Annotated in this window: 14 protein-coding genes and 1 riboswitch; of the genes, 5 read left to right on the top strand and 9 right to left on the bottom strand. The window is 45.1% G+C overall.

The annotated features are described in order from the left end of the window. Positions 1 to 191: 191 nt before the first annotated feature. The 3 genes from SB724_RS16245 to SB724_RS16235 all read right to left on the bottom strand — a co-directional run bounded on the left by SB724_RS16245 (position 192) and on the right by SB724_RS16235 (position 3825). Positions 192 to 1514 carry an NCS2 family permease gene (locus SB724_RS16245; protein WP_007408891.1) on the bottom strand — a complete coding sequence of 441 codons (1323 nt, stop codon included), beginning with the start codon at positions 1512 to 1514 and terminating at the stop codon, positions 192 to 194. A gap of 131 nt (positions 1515 to 1645) precedes the next feature. Continuing rightward, positions 1646 to 1747, bottom strand: a riboswitch (purine riboswitch). 123 nt (positions 1748 to 1870) lie between these two features. Further along, positions 1871 to 3310: a DUF4179 domain-containing protein gene (locus SB724_RS16240; protein ID WP_410571917.1), complete on the bottom strand. Its 1440-nt coding sequence runs from the start codon at positions 3308 to 3310 to the stop codon at positions 1871 to 1873. Continuing rightward, entirely contained in the window at positions 3292 to 3825 is a 534-nt protein-coding gene (locus SB724_RS16235; protein ID WP_410571915.1) for a sigma-70 family RNA polymerase sigma factor, read from the bottom strand. The genes SB724_RS16240 and SB724_RS16235 overlap by 19 nt, the downstream gene beginning before the upstream one ends. Before the next feature lie 542 nt (positions 3826 to 4367). Here SB724_RS16235 and SB724_RS16230 point away from each other — a divergent pair. Further along, positions 4368 to 6113: a retron Ec67 family RNA-directed DNA polymerase/endonuclease gene (locus SB724_RS16230; protein ID WP_265973457.1), complete on the top strand. Its 1746-nt coding sequence runs from the start codon at positions 4368 to 4370 to the stop codon at positions 6111 to 6113. A gap of 87 nt (positions 6114 to 6200) precedes the next feature. On the opposite strand, the gene guaA is transcribed toward SB724_RS16230, so the two are convergent. The 5 genes from guaA to SB724_RS16205 all read right to left on the bottom strand — a co-directional run bounded on the left by guaA (position 6201) and on the right by SB724_RS16205 (position 13288). Next, positions 6201 to 7742 carry a glutamine-hydrolyzing GMP synthase gene (guaA, locus tag SB724_RS16225; protein WP_007408887.1) on the bottom strand — a complete coding sequence of 514 codons (1542 nt, stop codon included), beginning with the start codon at positions 7740 to 7742 and terminating at the stop codon, positions 6201 to 6203. A 162-nt stretch (positions 7743 to 7904) separates the two neighbouring features. Further along, the gene (locus SB724_RS16220) at positions 7905 to 10112 is read right to left on the bottom strand and encodes a DUF4129 domain-containing transglutaminase family protein (protein WP_410571913.1); all 2208 of its coding nucleotides are present in this window, start codon (positions 10110 to 10112) and stop codon (positions 7905 to 7907) included. A gap of 18 nt (positions 10113 to 10130) precedes the next feature. Further along, positions 10131 to 11315, bottom strand: a complete 1185-nt coding sequence (locus SB724_RS16215; RefSeq protein WP_410571911.1) for a DUF58 domain-containing protein — start codon at positions 11313 to 11315, stop codon at positions 10131 to 10133. Further along, entirely contained in the window at positions 11315 to 12277 is a 963-nt protein-coding gene (locus SB724_RS16210; RefSeq protein WP_265973454.1) for an AAA family ATPase, read from the bottom strand. Before SB724_RS16210 ends, SB724_RS16215 begins: the two co-directional genes overlap by 1 nt. A gap of 138 nt (positions 12278 to 12415) precedes the next feature. Then, complete coding sequence (locus SB724_RS16205) at positions 12416 to 13288, bottom strand: cation diffusion facilitator family transporter (protein WP_014417084.1); 873 nt, start codon at positions 13286 to 13288, stop codon at positions 12416 to 12418. Between the two features lie 386 nt (positions 13289 to 13674). Between SB724_RS16205 and gabP the strand changes: the two genes are divergently transcribed. From gabP to SB724_RS16185, 4 genes are all read left to right on the top strand, one after another. Continuing rightward, positions 13675 to 15060, top strand: a complete 1386-nt coding sequence (gabP, locus tag SB724_RS16200) for a GABA permease (RefSeq protein WP_088461576.1) — start codon at positions 13675 to 13677, stop codon at positions 15058 to 15060. A gap of 108 nt (positions 15061 to 15168) precedes the next feature. Continuing rightward, the gene (gene cotA, locus SB724_RS16195; protein ID WP_410571908.1) at positions 15169 to 16707 is read left to right on the top strand and encodes an outer spore coat copper-dependent laccase CotA; all 1539 of its coding nucleotides are present in this window, start codon (positions 15169 to 15171) and stop codon (positions 16705 to 16707) included. A gap of 204 nt (positions 16708 to 16911) precedes the next feature. Beyond that, positions 16912 to 17121 (top strand): cold-shock protein, encoded by a 210-nt coding sequence (locus SB724_RS16190; protein WP_007408879.1) that lies wholly within the window; start codon positions 16912 to 16914, stop codon positions 17119 to 17121. 98 nt (positions 17122 to 17219) lie between these two features. After that, complete coding sequence (locus SB724_RS16185; RefSeq protein WP_003155794.1) at positions 17220 to 17378, top strand: hypothetical protein; 159 nt, start codon at positions 17220 to 17222, stop codon at positions 17376 to 17378. A gap of 30 nt (positions 17379 to 17408) precedes the next feature. Here the strand turns inward: SB724_RS16185 and SB724_RS16180 are convergent, their stop codons facing one another. Next, positions 17409 to 18455 (bottom strand): TolB family protein, encoded by a 1047-nt coding sequence (locus SB724_RS16180; protein ID WP_410571906.1) that lies wholly within the window; start codon positions 18453 to 18455, stop codon positions 17409 to 17411. Between the last annotated feature and the right edge of the window lie 14 nt (positions 18456 to 18469).

The raw sequence follows: 18469 nt of genomic DNA, 5'->3' as shown, positions 1-18469 counted from the left end.
AACTCCTATCAAAAAAATACGGCGGAATTTGTTAAACAAGAAAATAAAACACTTATATAAGGTACCGAAGCGTCCTTAAACAGTCAAGCGGTTTTCTTCACCCGGACACCCACATGACGTTTTATAGTATGTATTGGTTTTACGGAATAGGACAAAAACAAAAAACCGGCTGAACTCAGCCGGTTTTTCCGTTATTTCAAGAAGATGAAATACAGGATAAAGATGACGAACAGCCCGTACATAATCGGGTGAACGCTTTTTCCTTTTCCTTTGCAGATCATTGTAATCGGGTAGAATATAAAACCGATCGCAATCCCCGTCGCAATGCTGTACGTCAGCGGCATCATAATCATCGTTAAGAATGCCGGCACAGCCACCTCGAATTTATCCCAGGCGATCTTACCGAGCGGCGCCACCATCAACGCGCCGACAATAATTAAAGCCGGAGCCGTCACATTCGTGGTGACAACTGACAGAAGCGGCGAGAAAAACATCGCCAGCAAAAAGAGAATGCCCGTCACAACAGCCGCGAAGCCGGAGCGCGCGCCCGCCGCAACGCCTGAGCTGGATTCAACATAAGAAGTCGTTGTAGACGTACCGAGTACGGCTCCGATAACGATTGATGTCGAATCCGCCAGAAGCGCTCTTCCCGCACGCGGAAGTTTATTTTCCTTCATCAGTCCGGCCTGTGTCGCTACAGCCACCAGCGTTCCGGCCGTATCGAAAAACCCGACGAACAGGAACGTTAAAATGACAATCAGCATTTGTACGGAGAAGATATCCGGAAGATGCATCCACGCCTGTCCGAAAGTCGGCGCAAGACTCGGCACGCTGCCGACAATGTGCGTCGGAACCGGAATCAGCCCGCAGACCATGCCGGCAACCGCCGTCAGAAGCATTCCGATAAATACGCCGCCGTTTACGCGAAGCACCATCAGAATGACCGTCACAATAACACCGAAAACCGTCAGCAGCACAGGTCCGCTGTGAATATTGCCGATAGACACCAAAGTCGATGAGTTCGCTTCAATAATGCCCGAACCCTGCAAACCGACAAATGTGATAAACAAACCGATACCCGCGCCGACCGCCAATTTCAGCTCAGGCGGAATCGCATTAATGATTTTTTCCCGCAATCCCGTCAGCGAAAGCGCCACGAAGATAATTCCGGAAATCAAGACGCCGGAAAGCGCAGCCTGCCATGAAATCCCCATGCCGAGGACGACAGAGAAAGCAAAAAACGCATTTAATCCCATACCCGGCGCAATCGCGATCGGATACTTTGCAATGAGCCCCATTAAAATACAGCCGGCCGCAGATGCCAAGGCTGTAGCGGTGAACACCGCGCCCTGATCAATTTTTAATGCTTCGGGAAATCCTTTCACACCGTTTAAAGACAATGTCAGCGGATTGACGAACAGAATGTACGCCATTGACAAAAAGGTCGTTAAACCGCCGATGATTTCATTACGATAGCTTGTCCCCAGCTCATCAAACTGAAAAAATTGCTTCAAGCCAATTGCCTCCTTCATTCTCTCCCATTTATTCTGCCCGTTATCCGCCAAATAAAAAACGCCCCAAATACATTTGGGACGCTTGACTACATACGTTCAGTCTGAATAAATAAGAATGGATTATTTATATCAAACGATTGAGATTGATCCGTAGTCAAGCCATTTACGGTAGCTTGGTAGAAACTTGCGGGCCATATCCCCGCCATTATACGATATCTGCATATTTGATTTCTGAGTCTATTGTATCAATTCAATTTTGAAAACTCAATAAAAAAAACGAACAATCCCGTTAAAAAAATTTGGTTTATTCGTTAATTGACCAAAAATGGAAGACGGCAAAAGCCGCCTTCCCGACATCATTTTCCGTCAGCAGGCCGGACCGGCACCGAGAATGTAATCTTGCCGTCACCTGCTAAAGTGTTCATGAACGTTCGATTGACATACAAAGCGTATGAATCGAATAAGAAATCGCGCAATGAATATTCTTTATCGGATGAATCATCTAATTCAAAAACGGATTCCATTTCACTCGTTTTAAGATTCGTGACTTTCGCCTTATTTCCTTTCAGATAATAGCCTTTTTCATACTCATTAAGCGATGGCCAGCTTTTCATTTTTTTCGTATTGCCGAGACCGATTGACTCACCGACATTCATCAGCTGATCTTTATCCGTTTTGCTGTCATTAATTCCTGTGAATTGATAATCAACGATTACCCGTCTGCCTTGCTGTTTGATCTTTTTGATGGTGATGCCGACATGGTGATGTTTCGTTTCATAGCTGGCGGGCAGTTTTGTTTTCAGAGGGACGATTTCTCCAGGCTCTGATTCTGATTTTACATCGCCCGTTATGAAAAGTGTTTTCGCTTTCGGGTCTATCGGTTTGCTGAATTGAGTTTGGCCGCGTATTCTTTTCCCGCCGCCGGGAAGGTTCTTTCTGCTGCCAAGTTCAATATTCGACATCGTCATTTCATAATGGTTTCCAGCATCATCCGATGCCTCGTAAATCGAGATGGCATCATTTTTAGCAGCATCGTGAAAGTCGACTGAATACAGGAGAGCCGATCCCGTCGTTCCGTTTTCCGCCCGGATATCGAAAAAGCGGTATAACCCGTTTACATTCACAGCTTTCGTCCCTTCAAGAGAAACGGACTTTTGTTTTTTAATCGGGAGTGTAAAGCGCCAGTTTCCGGGAATATCCTTGATTTGTGTAATGACAAGCGGAAGCTTATCACCGTCTTTCATCTTTGGGCCGTCCGCAAAAAAGCGAAGCTGCCCCCCGTACTGCCCGTCTTTCACTTTTTTCATGCCCTGACTGTCATAATCCAAAGATAATATATTCCGTGGATCTTTATAATCAACTTGAAAAGAGATGCTTTCCTCATCAGATTTCAAATTGTCAACGGTAAAATTGTAAACGAGCTGTCCGCTGTCGTAATACACACTTTTCACTGTCACCGTAATCCCGCGCGATTCCGCTTTCTCGTTCAGTTTTGTCACCAAATTGCTTTTAAACAGCGCAGAACCTGCCTTATCCTGAAATACCCTGTAAATCTGCCCGGCAACAGGGATGTTTCCCATAGCCGTATTAACGGAGGGCATGAATAAGCCTGAGGACAAATACAGAATAAACAAAGCAGCAGCAACCGCGAGTCCGTTTATCACTTTTCGTCCCCATCTCCGTCTGACGGCGCCTTCTTTTCCGGCACGGACAGCGGCGCTATGTATCACGTTTTTCAATTCAGCTTTCGGCACGTCAATGTCCTGATACAATTGCTTCATTTGATGCTTTTCCATATATGTTTATCCTCCTTTTCCAGCTCCTGCTTCAATGCTTTTCTCGCCCTGTGGAGATGCGTTTTTACAGTGCCTTCCGCCATACCGGTCTGTTCAGCGATCATAGCAATCGAGAAATCTTGAAAATAATAAAGCTGAATGGTCAGCTGTATATGTTCGTCAAGCGTTTCCAGGGCATTCCGAAGATCTATGTATTCTTCAATGTTCTTATTCTCCGCGCCCGTATCATGTTGCGGCTCAAACGGAATCACGTCTCCGTGCTTTTTCCTCATCGCAAAAATCGTATGAAGCAAAATCCGGATCAGCCACGTTTTAAAATATTTCGGCTCCTTCAGCTGCGCGATATGAAGAAAAGCCTTGTAAGCCGTTTCCTGCACTGCATCCAACGTATCTTCTTTGTGATGCAAATAGAGATAAGCTGTTTTATATAAAGTATCCTGGTGTGCTGTGATCAGTTTTTCAAAGGCTGAGGCATCACCTTTTTTCGCCTTTTTGATCAATCGTTCTTCCTTCACCTTATCCACCTCCTATGCTGTTAGATATGAATCAGGGCAAAACGGTTTCAAAAAGATGAAAAAAAAACGCCTCTTTTTTAAAAGAGACGTTTTTTTATCTTGATTTATTCCCATTCAATGCTTTCTAAACATTATAAGAATTAATTTATTGAATATCAAGCCTTTTGGGGTTTGTAGTTCCTTGATTTAGAAGTTACCATTAAAAATATTGCTCCCCCGTGTTCTGAATATTATGGGAGGGTCTAAATCTAATAGGCTTAAAAATGTTATTAACGTGCAACATAATAAAGTTGCTAATAGAAAGATGGTTTCAAACCAGTACGTAAAAAGAAATATATAAACTTTAATAATTAGACATATAGTATTATAATGATTAAGAACGTGTGGTTAGATTTTTTAACTTGTGTTTCGCAAGTTTTGACAAAAATGGTAGGGAGATTTGTTCCTTATTACTCGTATAATTGTATTGTATCGTATAGTTTCGATTCCTATAGAACGTAATGAGTAACCACACGTTCTATTTTTTTTTGGAGGCAATAACTATGAACACTTTTGAAGATATAACATCAATAGACAATCTCTCAAATATTTTGAGAACACCGAAAAAAAAGTTAACTTACATATTATATATTAAGAAGATTCAAAATTCATATACAACTTTCCAAATTCCCAAAAAAAGTGGTGGACAGAGAATTATTAACGCTCCATCTAAAGATTTAAAGGATATTCAAAGAAATATTGTGAATATGTTATTAAATCAACAAAAAAAATTCTATTATGAAAATAAGATTAGGCTGAACATTGCTCATGCTTTTACCAAAGAAAAAAGTATTATAACAAACGCTAAAATACATAAAAACAAACGTTTTGTTCTTAATATAGATTTAGAAAATTTCTTTGAAAGTTTTCATTTTGGAAGAGTACAAGGGTACTTTGAAAAAAACAAAAATTATTTGTTTCCCAAAAATATAGCAACAGTATTAGCTCAATTAACTTGTTATAACGGTTCTTTACCGCAAGGTGCTCCTTCCTCCCCTATAATAACTAATCTAATTTGCAATATTTTAGATATGAAAATATTAAAAATTGCTAAAAAATATAAATTAGATTACACAAGATATGCTGATGATTTAACTTTTTCAACAAACAATAAAGGTTTCGATGAAAAATCAGAAGAATTTATAAGTCAATTAGAAATGATTATTAAACAATCTGGCTTTAAAATTAATCGAAAAAAAACTCGACTTCAATATAAGCAATCTAGACAAGTTGTGACTGGGCTAGTCGTAAATAAAAAAGTGAATGTGCCCAGAAATTTCTATAAAAACACTCGAGCAATGGCAAACTCTTTATATAAAAATGGATCATTCACTATAAATGGGGTAGAGGGTAGTTTAAAACAGCTTGAAGGTCGTTTTTCATTTATAAATCATATAAACAAAGAGAATAATAAAGAAAAGAAAAAAATTGATAAAAATTCGAAATTAGGTTTCAGAAATTTAAATGGACAGGAAAAAGAATATCAAAAATTTCTGTTTTATAAATATTTCTTCAATAATGAAAAACCTTGTATTTTAACAGAGGGTCCTACAGATATTATTTACTTAAAGAGTGCCCTTAAAAATCTTTATACAGATTATCCAAAACTAATTAAAAAAGTAAATGATGATTTTATATTCAAAATTTCTTTTTTAAAGAGAGGAGAAGATCCAAAAGCATCAAAAGCACACAAAAAAATAAAAGGGCAGAAGACATCAAAATTGCAATACTTCTTTGGTTTAGAGAAAGATGGTGCGGATACCATGAAACAAATCTATAAATTCTATTCTAATAAAGAAGGAACTTGTCCAAACTATAGTGAAATTTTCAAAAACATGAATGTGAATTCTAAAAATCCCTGTATATTTATACTAGATAATGAACTTAATAATAAAGAGAAACCATTAAAAACTCTAACAAACTATATGAATTTAAAAAATGAAAAAATTGATGAGTTATGCGATAAAAATTATTTAAAGATTACTTCGAACCTTTATATCGTTACTAATCCATTGGATAACGACCTAAAAGAATGTGAAATAGAAGATTTATTCGAATTAGATACCTTAAAAACAGAACTTAACGGGAAAACATTTGAACGATGTGAAAAAAAGTATAATCCCTCTGAAAACTATGGAAAAAGAGCTTTTTCCAAATATGTATGGAAGAACTATGAGGATATAAATTTCGAAAACTTTAGACCTCTATTAGATAACATCAATCAAATTGTAACAAATTATAATGATTAATGATTTTTTTGTTTGCAATATTTGTTTGCACACGCTTAAAAAAGAGCCTCAAACCCTTTTAAATAAGAGTTTGAGGCTTTCTTTTGACTATTCCCACTCAATCGTTGCAGGCGGCTTGCTCGTAATGTCATACACGACGCGGTTGATGTGTTTCACTTCGTTGACGATCCGTGTCGAAATCACTTCAAGCACATCCCAAGGGATACGCGCCCAGTCAGATGTCATGCCGTCAATTGATGTTACGGCACGGATACCGATTGTGTAATCATACGTTCTCGCATCTCCCATGACGCCTACGCTGCGGATGTCAGGAAGAACCGTGAAGTACTGCCAGATGTCGCGCTCTAGGCCGTGGTTCGCCACTTCTTCACGCAGAATCGCGTCTGATTCACGAACGATCTCAAGTTTTTCTTCCGTTACTTCACCGAGTACGCGGATGCCAAGTCCAGGGCCCGGGAACGGCTGACGCCATACGATATCATCCGGAAGGCCGAGCTCCGTGCCAAGCGCGCGCACTTCGTCTTTGAAAAGGGTGTTCAGCGGCTCAATCAGTTCAAACTGCATATCTTCAGGAAGTCCGCCGACATTGTGATGCGATTTGATCGTTTGCGCCGTTGCAGTACCGCTCTCGATAATATCCGTGTAAAGCGTTCCTTGCGCAAGGTAATCGATGCCTTTCAGCTTGTCCGCTTCATCATCGAACACGTAAATGAATTCGTTGCCGATGATTTTGCGTTTTTGCTCAGGATCAGAAACACCTTTCAGCTTGTTTAAGAATCTGTCTTTCGCATCAACTTTAATGACATTCATATTAAAGCCTTCGCTGAACGTTTTCATGACGCCTTCAGCTTCGCCTTTACGAAGCAGGCCGTGATCGACGAAAATACAAGTCAGCTGGTCGCCGATCGCTTTATGAATTAAAGCAGCCACAACAGAGGAATCAACACCGCCGCTTAGCGCGCAAAGAACCTGCTTGTCTCCGACTGTTTCACGGATTTTTTGCATTTCGATTTCGATAAAGTTTTCCATTGACCATTTGCCTTCACAATCGCAAACGCCGAATACAAAGTTTTTCAGAAGATCATTGCCGTATTCAGAGTGGCGCACTTCCGGGTGGAACTGAACGCCGTACCAATTCTTGTCCGCTTTGCTCATCGCTGAATTCGGGCAGTGATGGCTTGTTGCGTCAACAGTGAAGCCTTCAGGAACTTCTACAACCAAATCGCCGTGGCTCATCCACACAACCTGTTCTTCCGGAAGATCTTTGAACAAGTCAGGAGTTCCTTGAATCTGAATGTTCGCTTTTCCGTATTCGCGCTGGCTTGCCGCCTCGACTTTCCCTCCGAGGTAATGAGTCATCAGCTGCATGCCGTAGCAGATGCCCAATACAGGAATATCAAGTTCAAAGATTTTTTCATCACAGCGGAAAGACCCTTCATCATATACACTGTTTGGTCCGCCTGAAAGGATAATTCCTTTTGGATTCATTTCTTTGATTTCCTCAGCTGTCAACGTATGGGGATGCAGCTCGCTATATACGCCAAATTCACGGATCCGGCGGGTAATCAGCTGGTTATACTGACTGCCGAAATCAAGAACAAGAATCATTTCATTCACTAACTTCGTCATGGTTGTCACCTAATCTCCTCTAAGTTTTTGACACAGAAAAAACGGAGGACACACGTTCAGCCCTCTGTCGGCAAGACTTGTCCGGAAGCCCGGCTTTTTAACGCTCTCGGGCTCCCATTTAACATTCATTTATTCTAACAACAGGACGATATGCGGTCAAGACTATCTTCTTTTAATTATATTTTCCCACAACTGTCCCGATTCATTCCAAAGCTTTGCGGCATTATCGCTGCGGTATAACGCACGCTCATAGCGCAGCGTCAGCTCGGACATGTCGTTTGTATGGTGCGCCTCGTCAACCCTCGCGGCAAAATCACGGAGCGTTTCTCCGTCTCCCCTGCTGAATCCTTTTCGTTTCAGCTGGCGGAGCAGCGCGGCATATGCGTCGAAAAAGACGTCTTCATCCGTACGCCGCTTCAATCTGGCTGCTGTAACGTGCGGAATCCAGCGCGCCCGGAACAGCCAGGCGAGTGCCGCCGCGGCTGAAATCACGATGACAATGGCTGCATACGGCCACAGGTGTGCCGCGGTTTTGTTGCGGATCACAGGCTGCGGTGCCGCGCTGTGATCCCGCTTTTTCGGTGTTTCTTCTTTTTCCGGTTTTGTTTCCTGACGCTGCTTGTCAGACGGTGAATCCGAATTCCCCGCTGAGCCTCCGCTGTCTTTTGCCGCGGTATGATTTTGCTCTGACGTAAACTCCGTCGGATTGGTGAAGCCTTTTGTCGGCTCAAACGTCACCCAGCCCTGATCGGGAAAATACACTTCTACCCACGAATGGGCGTTGTTGTTTGTGACTTCATAAATGTGGCCTTTATGGTCGCCTGCCCCTTTATATTCGCCGGATGTATAGCCCTTCACCCAACGGGCGGGAATTCCCGCGGAGCGGAGCAGCACGGCCATTGCCGATGAAAAGTTATCACAATATCCTCTTTTCGTTTCAAACAGGAATTGATCGACATAATCCTGATTGTGCTCCGGAACCGCGACATCCTGTGTATTATACGAAAATGCGGAAGATCCGAGATAATCCTCGATCGCCTTCGCTTTATCGAACATATTATGATGATCCCGCGTCAGTCTGTCCGCAAGCTGTCTCACTCTTTTCGGAAGGCTGTCGGGGACCTGTAAATACCGGTCATTGAATTGATTCTGCTCACGGTATCGTTTCACTTTCACTTTTCTGAGATCATTCAGCTTAAAAACGGGCGCCTGAAAGGTCACCGTGTACCGTCCCATATTGCGGATGTTGCCCACTTGTTCACTGACCGGCATAATTTGCTCGGTGTTTCCGTTCATTTCAAGCTGAATCGAGTGCTTCGGTTTAATATTGGAGACGCCGATCGGATACATGACGTGATTATAGAGATAATTCTCATCAATGGACACCTGTGCCGTATACCGTCTCGTCTGCACACTCCGGTCAAACCATATATCTTCCACGTTGCCGCCGTTCAGTTTATAGGACATGCCCTGATCGGTCTCCACCCAGCCTTTCCCCGTGTATGTATCCTTCGTTTCCACCCGGAAGTACGCCCGTTCTTTTCCCTTCCATGTAAAAACCGGCGTATCATCCTGCTGAAAAGGGCCGCCCAATGTTTCATCATGATTGCCGTAGCCGATTTTGCTTTCGGCGGCGGGCACTTCTTTGTGGTTTGTTATTTTTTTAAGAAACGGCACGGGGTCCGGCCAGTTCGGGTCTGATTTCGGAGCCGCCAGACCGAACACGACGGAAGCGCAGATAAACAGCATCAGCGGCAGAAACCATTTGAGTATCAATCTTTTTTTAAACGCTATATGTTCCGTAAGCCGGATGCGCTCCATATACAAAAGCCCCATCATCAAAAAGCCGATAAAGACGATCCGGATGACGGCGTACGCGGCATCATAAGGAGTAAACGTATCAAGCACGGTGATATACGCCACCGTCATGATAAAAAAGAATAATATTTTCCGCTGATAGATCACCCAGTAATGCAGCAAATACACGAGCAGCCATAAAAGCACAAAAAACAGCAACGTGCGGAATGACGGATTCATATCATTCCATCTTCCGGACCCGATGTGGCGGGCATTTTGCATCACGTCCCGCAAAAAAGAAACGAGCCATTCCGGCTGAAAAATAGAACCTTTATAAAACAGGATGTGAATACTGATCAACGTAAACAGAATGCAGGACGGCACGGTGACGTACCACCTCATCCGGAAGAATGACAGCAGAAATGCCAAACCGATAAAAACGATGAAAAAACCTGTATGTTTTGTACCCGTAAAATTGTGCAGCGGCCTGAGCCATTCCCATAACAATAAAAAAGCGAGAAAATAAAACAGCAGCAGACTCAGCCTGCTTCCCTGGTTCTCGTCATGCGGCATGGCGCGCCACCTCTCTTTCTAAACAACATGGGACACCCGTTTGTCCCTGATCATTTGCACCTTAATATTTTTTTGAGCGAAGATGAGAGCGAGTTTCCGTTCTTTCTCCGAAAGCGCGGCATTCGTTTCTTTCGCCAAAAACACCGTCATGTCAGCACGGCCGGGCTCAGCCTGTTTGAGAAGGTCTTCTGTAAGACTGCCCGTCACGACGGCAATGGAAGCTTTGCGGACGCGCGGATCCGCCAGCTCTTTTCCTAAACGCCCGCCTGCATCGGCTTCTTCCGATTCTGAAGCTGATGCCAGGTAACGCAGCATCTTTCTGAAATGCCGGTCTCCCTCCCGGACGGGAAATACGGTCCGGTCGCTCCCCAATGAAATAAATCCTGCGGGAGAGCCCTTCACAAGCGCCGTGTAAAGCAGGGATGCCGAAGCTGACACCGCGGCTTCAAACGATGGGGACGGTCTGCAGTCCAAAAGGAGAATCATATTCACACTCTGCAGCGGGTCAAATTCCTTCGTCATCAGCTCATTTCGCCGCGCCGATGTTTTCCAGTCAAGTGCGGAAAACCGGTCGCCCGGCTGATAATTTCTGACGCTCGCAGCCATTGCGGAGCGGTGTACCTGAAACGGAGCGCCGGCAGCCGTACCCTCTTCTCCGGATGCGGCCTGCGGCTTATAGTGAACAGACCCGTACGCCGGGAAAACCAGAACCGTATCCGTAACGGAAAACGACGCCGTCTTGTCCAAAAGCCCGAGAACATCTCCCGTGCGCACTCTTATCGTATGTAAATGATGCTCTCCGCGCGGCACCTGCGGCAGCTCATATTGTAACGTCAGCTTCCTTTGAAACCATGGAAACACGAGCTGTTTCGCACTGCGCCTCTCGCCAAGCGTTTCCGGCATCACATCTTCAATGACCATATATGTCAGCGGAAACGGCAGGCGCCTCGTCAGCCTGATGGCGACAGACAGCCTGTCGCCTGAGGTTAACTGGGCGGAGGACACGTCACGCGCCACCTGAAACGCCCGCAGCGGGTACACAGCGACCAGCCCGGCGTAAACGGTAAACGGCAAAAACGCGTAAAATAAAAACCAGCTCACAAATCCGCCCTGAAACATGGCATAAGAAAAGACAGCCGCCGTCAGTACGGCCAACATAAGCAGCTTCCAGCCATATAGAAGCCAATGCATCTTCTTTCTCATTAGCGGACCGACATCCTTTGGACGGGGACTTTTTCCGTTTGCATGATGTCTTCTATAACCGCTTCCGGTGTCACATCGTTAAATTTCGCCTCGGCGGTCAAGATCATTCTGTGCGGCAGCGTATACGGAGCCAAATACTGGACGTCATCAGGAATGACGTAATCGCGGTCATGAAGCAGCGCGTACGCCTGCGCGGCTTTCATTAATGAGATTGAACCGCGCGGACTTACGCCCAGATGTACGGACGGATGCCGGCGGGTATGCTGAGTAATGCCGACGATATACGCTTTTATTCCATCATCCACCCGCACCTGCTCCAGTTTTTGCTGAAGGCTGATAAACTGTTCTTTAGAAATGACGGGCTCGATTGTGTCAAGCGGATTGCGCCCTTCCTGCAAAGACAGAACCCGAAGCTCTTCCTCGGCAGTCGGATAGCCCATGCGCAGCTTAAATAAAAACCGGTCAAGCTGGGCTTCGGGAAGCGGATACGTTCCTTCATATTCAACCGGGTTTTGTGTGGCCATGACGAAAAACGGCTCAGCCAGCCGCATTGTCTTTCCGTCAATCGTGACATTCCCTTCCTCCATTGCCTCAAGCAGAGAAGACTGTGTTTTCGGAGAGGTTCTGTTAATTTCATCAGCCAGCACGATATTCCCCATGATCGGTCCAGGGCGGTATTCAAATTCCATCGTTTTCGTATTATAAATAGAGACACCCGTCACGTCTGACGGCAGAAGATCCGGCGTGAACTGAATCCTCTTAAAGTCAGCTCCGATCAGCTTGGCCAAAGCGCGGACCATCATCGTTTTTCCGACTCCCGGCACGTCTTCCAGCAGCACATGCCCTTTTGCGAGAATGGCGGCCAGACTGAGTATGGCGATATCCCGTTTTCCTATGATGATGTTTTCAATATGCTCAACGGCTTTCTCCAGCAGCGGATGCAGCTCTTCTTTATAAGCCATTCTTCTCCTCCTAGTCATCTCTCAAATTTCAATTATCGTAACCTAACTTTACCACAAAATATAAACAGTATAAAAAAACGTTTCCAGCGAATTGTTTCCAGTCTGAAAAAGGAAAAAGCTCCCTTTAGAAAGGAAGCTTTATTTCAGCTGGAGAGGCTCCATATGAACGTGTGAATGGTCAATGGCATGTTCCTCTTTCATCTTGCGTTCTACCTCATTTGCGATCTCATGACTCTCTTTAATGTTCAGATCAGACGGCACTTCAATGACGACATCAATATGAACGGAGCTGCCCAGATATCTCGCTTTAATATCTTTTAAACGGCTGACGCCCGCAATCTGTTCAATCGTCTTTTTATAATCAGAAATATGTTTGACATCAAAACCGTCAGTCAGCGAATGAGAGGATTCCTTAAAAATATCCCACGCGGTTTTGCAGATGATCAACCCGATGATAAACGCGGTAACCGTATCCACCCAAGCCAAATGGAACTGTGAAGCAAAAATTCCGATAAACGTGCCGATACTGACGAGCGCATCTGATTTATTATCAGCGGCCGCAGCTGAAAGGGCCTGGCTGTTTACCTTTTTGGCAAGCCCTTTCGTATAGCGGTAGACCATCAGCATCACGACGGCGCTCCCCGCGGCCGTCCAGGCGGCTATCATATCCGGTGTTTCCTCTTTAACGGAAAAAATAGATTGCGCGGCGCTGAACAGCACTTGCATTCCGACAAGCATCATAATAATGGAAGCGATGAGTGACGCGACGGTCTCCGCCCGAAAATGGCCGTAAGGATGATCTTCGTCAGGAGGTTTCTGAGAGATGCGCAAACCGATGAAAACAGCCGCAGATGCCACGATATCAGTCGTATTATTTAAACCGTCGGCCTGAAGCGCTTCTGAGTGAAACAAATAACCGATCACAAGCTTCACAGCCGACAATGCCGCATATGCGCCAATACTGACAATCGCTCCGGTTTCGCCTTTTTTCAATTCATGATATCTCTCCACTGAAAATCCTCCTTCCCGTTCAATTTTTCCTTCATTATCATACAAAGCGAAGACACAGTGGGTCTATAGAAACATGATTCACTTTCCACAGAAAAATAGTAAGCATAGAACATTTATGCGCTCAGGAAACTTATTTTTATTCACGAAACCCCTCTCATCCCAATCGTATCAAGGATTCTCGCCACCCTATGTTCATGGAATTATTTTCAAACCCATTAAAACACAAAAATAACAGAAAATTATTTCTTTTCCTTCCGGCACCTTCTGCTGTACGGACGAGAAAAAATGTCATATTTTCTTACATCACTTTCAACTGTCTGTGGCATTTATGATAGAATAATACTTGTCGGAATATTCAGCATAAACAAGCCAAAAGGAGGCAAAGAATGAATCAGCCTAACTCTTTATCAAAGGGATTAAAAACCCGGCATATGACTATGATTTCAATTGCCGGCGTGATCGGCGCCGGATTATTTGTCGGAAGCGGATCCGTCATTCATTCCACCGGACCCGGAGCGATTGTCTCCTACGCTTTAGCAGGATTATTAGTGATTTTTATTATGAGAATGCTGGGGGAAATGTCCTCCGTCAACCCGACAAGCGGTTCGTTTTCACAGTACGCGCATGACGCCATCGGTCCTTGGGCCGGTTTTACGATCGGATGGCTGTATTGGTTTTTCTGGGTCATCGTCATTGCTATTGAAGCCATTGCAGGCGCCGGAATCATACAGTACTGGTTCCCGGGCATTCCGTTATGGCTGACGAGTCTGCTTCTGACCGTGCTGTTAACACTGACGAATATTTATTCAGTTAAATCGTTCGGCGAATTTGAATACTGGCTTTCCTTAGTGAAGGTAGCGACGATCGTTGTCTTCTTAATCGCGGGATTTGCGTTCATTTTCGGAATCGTTCCCGGCAGCAAGCCGGTCGGGCTGGAAAATCTGGCGGGCAGCGGCGGATTTTTCCCTAAAGGTCCAAGTTCCGTTCTGCTCGGCATCGTCGTTGTCATTTTTTCTTTCATGGGATCTGAAATCGTCGCAATCGCAGCGGGAGAAACGTCAAATCCGGTCGAATCCGTCACAAAGGCGACCCGCTCAGTCGTTTGGCGGATCATTATTTTTTACGTCGGCTCCATTGCGGTTGTGGTCACACTGCTGCCGTGGAATTCAGCCAATATTTTGGAAAGCCCCTTCGTTGCCGTTTTGAGCCATATCGGGGTTCCCGCAGCCGCTCAAATCATGAATTTCATCGTCCTGACAGCCGTTCTGTCCTGCCTGAACTCCGGGCTTTATACGACGTCACGGATGCTGTATTCACTGGCAGAGCGAAATGAAGCGCCGCGGCGTTTTATGAAACTGAGTAAAAGAGGCGTACCGGTTCAAGCCATTATCGCCGGCACCTTTTTCTCCTATATTGCCGTTGTTATGAACTACTTTTCTCCCGACTCCGTATTTTTGTTCCTGGTCAATTCATCAGGGGCGATCGCACTGCTCGTCTATCTCGTCATCGCCGTCTCACATCTGAGAATGAGAAAGAAAATCGAACGGACAAACCCTGAATCTCTTAAAATCAAAATGTGGTTCTATCCGTACTTAACCTACCTGACGATCATCGCCATTTGCGCCATCTTGTTATCTATGCTGTTTATCAGTTCAATGCGGTCTGAATTTCTGCTGACAGGATTTATTACTCTGCTGGTGCTTGCCTCATATGTATTCCGCAAAAAACAAAAACCGAAAGAGAGCGCTTCCGAAAGCCGGGTTGCGCAATAACCGCAAACACCCCCCTCAAAAAAGGGCGGGTGTTTTTTTAACCAACCTGTTCAAGGCAGCATTAACTGTAGTACAGGATTTCAATAAATGATAAGGACAGGATGAAAAATGGCACTAGAAAAATTTGCAGATGAACTGCCGATCATCGAAACACTCCAGCCGCAGAAGAAATCAGACGGCAGCACGTATTATGAAGTCACCATGAAGGAATGCTTTCACAAGCTGCACCGCGATCTCCCGCCGACCCAGCTGTGGGGGTATAACGGTTTATTTCCCGGTCCGACGATCGACGTGAACCAAGATGAGAACGTCTATATTAAATGGATGAATGACCTTCCGGATAAGCATTTTCTGCCTGTGGATCATACCATTCACCATTCAGAAAGCGGCCATCAGGAACCCGATGTCAAAACCGTCGTCCATTTACACGGAGGAGCAACCCCGCCGGACAGCGACGGCTACCCGGAAGCATGGTTCACAAAGGATTTTAAGGAAACGGGTCCTTATTTTGAGAAAGAGGTATACCATTATCCAAACAAACAGCGCGGGGCTCTGTTATGGTATCACGATCACGCCATGGCGATTACGAGGCTCAATGTGTACGCCGGGCTTGCCGGGATGTATATCATTCGCGAGCGAAAAGAAAAGCAGCTGAAGCTTCCCTCCGGAGAGTATGACGTACCGCTTATGATTTTGGACCGCACGTTAAATGACGACGGTTCCTTGTCTTATCCGAGCGGACCTGCTAACCCTTCCGAAACGCTGCCCGATCCTTCCATCGTCCCGTTTTTTTGCGGAAATACCATTCTCGTTAATGGTAAAGCGTGGCCGTATATGGAAGTTGAACCGCGGACATATCGTTTCCGCATCCTTAATGCCTCCAATACAAGAACATTTTCTCTCTCGCTCAATAACGGCGGGAAGTTTATCCAAATCGGTTCTGACGGAGGACTGCTTCCCCGCTCTGTCAAAACACAATCTATCAGCTTAGCCCCGGCAGAGCGGTATGATGTGCTCATCGATTTCTCCGCCTTTGACGGAGAACATATCATTTTAACGAACGGCACCGGCTGCGGGGGCGACGCCGATCCGGATACAGACGCCAATGTGATGCAATTCCGCGTCACAAAACCGCTGAAGGGAGAAGACACAAGCCGGAAGCCTAAATATCTTTCAACAATGCCTAATGTAACATCAAAGAGAATACACAATATCAGGACGCTTAAACTCACAAATACGCAAGACAAATACGGCCGGCCCGTTTTGACGCTGAATAACAAGCGATGGCATGATCCTGTGACAGAAGCGCCGAAGCTCGGCACAACGGAAATCTGGTCGATTATCAATCCTATGGGGGGAACCCATCCGATACACCTGCACCTTGTTTCCTTCCAAATCCTTGACCGGCGTCCTTTTGACTTAGAGCGTTATAACAAATTCGGCGACATTGTGTATACAGGGCCAGCCGTCCCGCCTCCTCCAAGTGAAAAAGGCTGGAAAGATACCGTGCAGGCGCACTCGGGAGAGGTCATCAGAATCGCGGCGACTTTCGCTCCTTACAGCGGACGCTACGTATGGCACTGTCATATTTTAGAACACGAAGATTACGACATGATGAGACCGATGGACGTCACGGATAAGCAGTAAACAAATATCACCCCTTTTAGAGAAGGGGCTTTTTTATTTATCCAAAAAGAAAAAATAAGAAGACACTTATTTGCATATACTGTAATAGCAGGAAGACGATGCACCCTCATTGGAAATCTGGATAGAAAAAGGAATTAGGAGATTAGGGAAAAGTATGAGACAATGAAGGAGTGCACGAAAATTCATAAGGGAAGAAGTGACTTTATGTCTTACTACAACAAACGTAATCAGGAACCGCTGCCTAAAGAAGATGTCAGTACATGGGAATGCACAAAAGAGGACTGTATCGGCTGGAGCAGAAAGAATTTTGCCGGCAGTGATACCCCGACTTGCCCCCTTTGCGGCAGTAAAATGATCGACGGCGTCCGTTCGTTGGTAAATCTCCAAAACAATAACCAAACGGCATCAAGTTAGACCTCCCTTTTACGAGTCTCAACATAGAGAAGGCCTCCATGTCTCATGAGAGGCCTTTGCGTTATCATGTCCTTTTATGATGCAAAGGAGCAATGAACATGAAAAACGATCGGCAGCAGAAAGATCTGAAGGAAATGGCAAAACGGCGGAAAATGAACCTTGCCGCACAGTCATTCATCGAAACGCTTCATTTTGCCGTTCCGATTCTCCGTTTTTTCAAATGGCTCGCCTCAGCCGCAGCCAGCTTTGTTCATTAAAAAACACCCAGCGGGCGCTGAGTGTTTTTTTCATGATTGGATGACGGAAAAACTGTTGATAATGCCGTTGTCATTTTCCCAGACTTTTTCGCATTTTTTCGTATCCAAATGATAAGCATAAATGGTCCGGACCTTCGCATTCCGCCCCGTTTCATCCTTCAGACGCTTAGCGCCTTTTGCTTCTGCCATGAAATAAATGATGCTGCCGTCTTTAGAAAACTGAGGCTGGGCATCAATCAGCGGAGTGAAGTCCTTCCCGTTTGAGATAATCGTTTCATCTTTTTTCGTTTTGACATTCATCAGACGGATGGACGCTTTTTGTTCCGTCCCTTTTTGGGTATAAGATGTAAAGACAAGATTCTTTCCGTCCGGTGACACCGCCACGTCGCTGATAAATTGTTCAAGGTTTGTCAGATCCTGAAGGTGTTCGCCCGCTCCTGCTGCAAACCGGATATTCGTCGGTTCAGGGTCAATCCCCTTCTCATTTGCCTCATCCGTTTTTTGATAATCCTCTTTCACGGAATAATGCAGAAGCGCAAAATCGTTTTGGCTGCGGTTATAAAAGAAGCTGCTCACACTGTCGTCTTTCTCATCGGCGGCGGGATACAGATTTTCATAACGTTTCGTTTTCAAATCAAAAGATGCGAGACGGAAAATATCTTCATCCGCTTTTCCGAGACGGAAATAAATGTGCGTCAGATCCTTTGATAAAAACAGACTGTCAGCGCTTGCCGTTCCTTTATAAAGCACCGTCTTCTTTTTCGTCTTCAGATCAAGCTTATACAGACGCATCTCATTTTGGTCATTATTCCCGACAAAATAGAGCACCTGATGGGCGTCATCCAGCGCAAACGCCGGATATGCCGAAAGCTTTTCTTCGTACAGCACGCGGCCGTCCTCGTAATATTTCGTCATCAGATCTTTGTCTGTAATGGAAACAAGCAGCTTGTCATGGCCGCCGGAAACAACGGCTTTTCCTCCGCCGTCGCTTTTTCCTTTAATCAGTAAAACGGCCGCGATGACCGCCGCCGCCAAAACGGCGGCCAGCAACATCCAGATCCATCGTTTCTTCTTCATTATCAATCTCTCCG

Origin of the sequence: Bacillus sp. SIMBA_031, from assembly GCF_046535225.1 — a bacterium.
Classification (GTDB): domain Bacteria; phylum Bacillota; class Bacilli; order Bacillales; family Bacillaceae; genus Bacillus; species Bacillus velezensis.
Note: the sequence above shows the minus strand (reverse complement) of the source record. Positions and strands in the feature narration are given on the sequence as shown.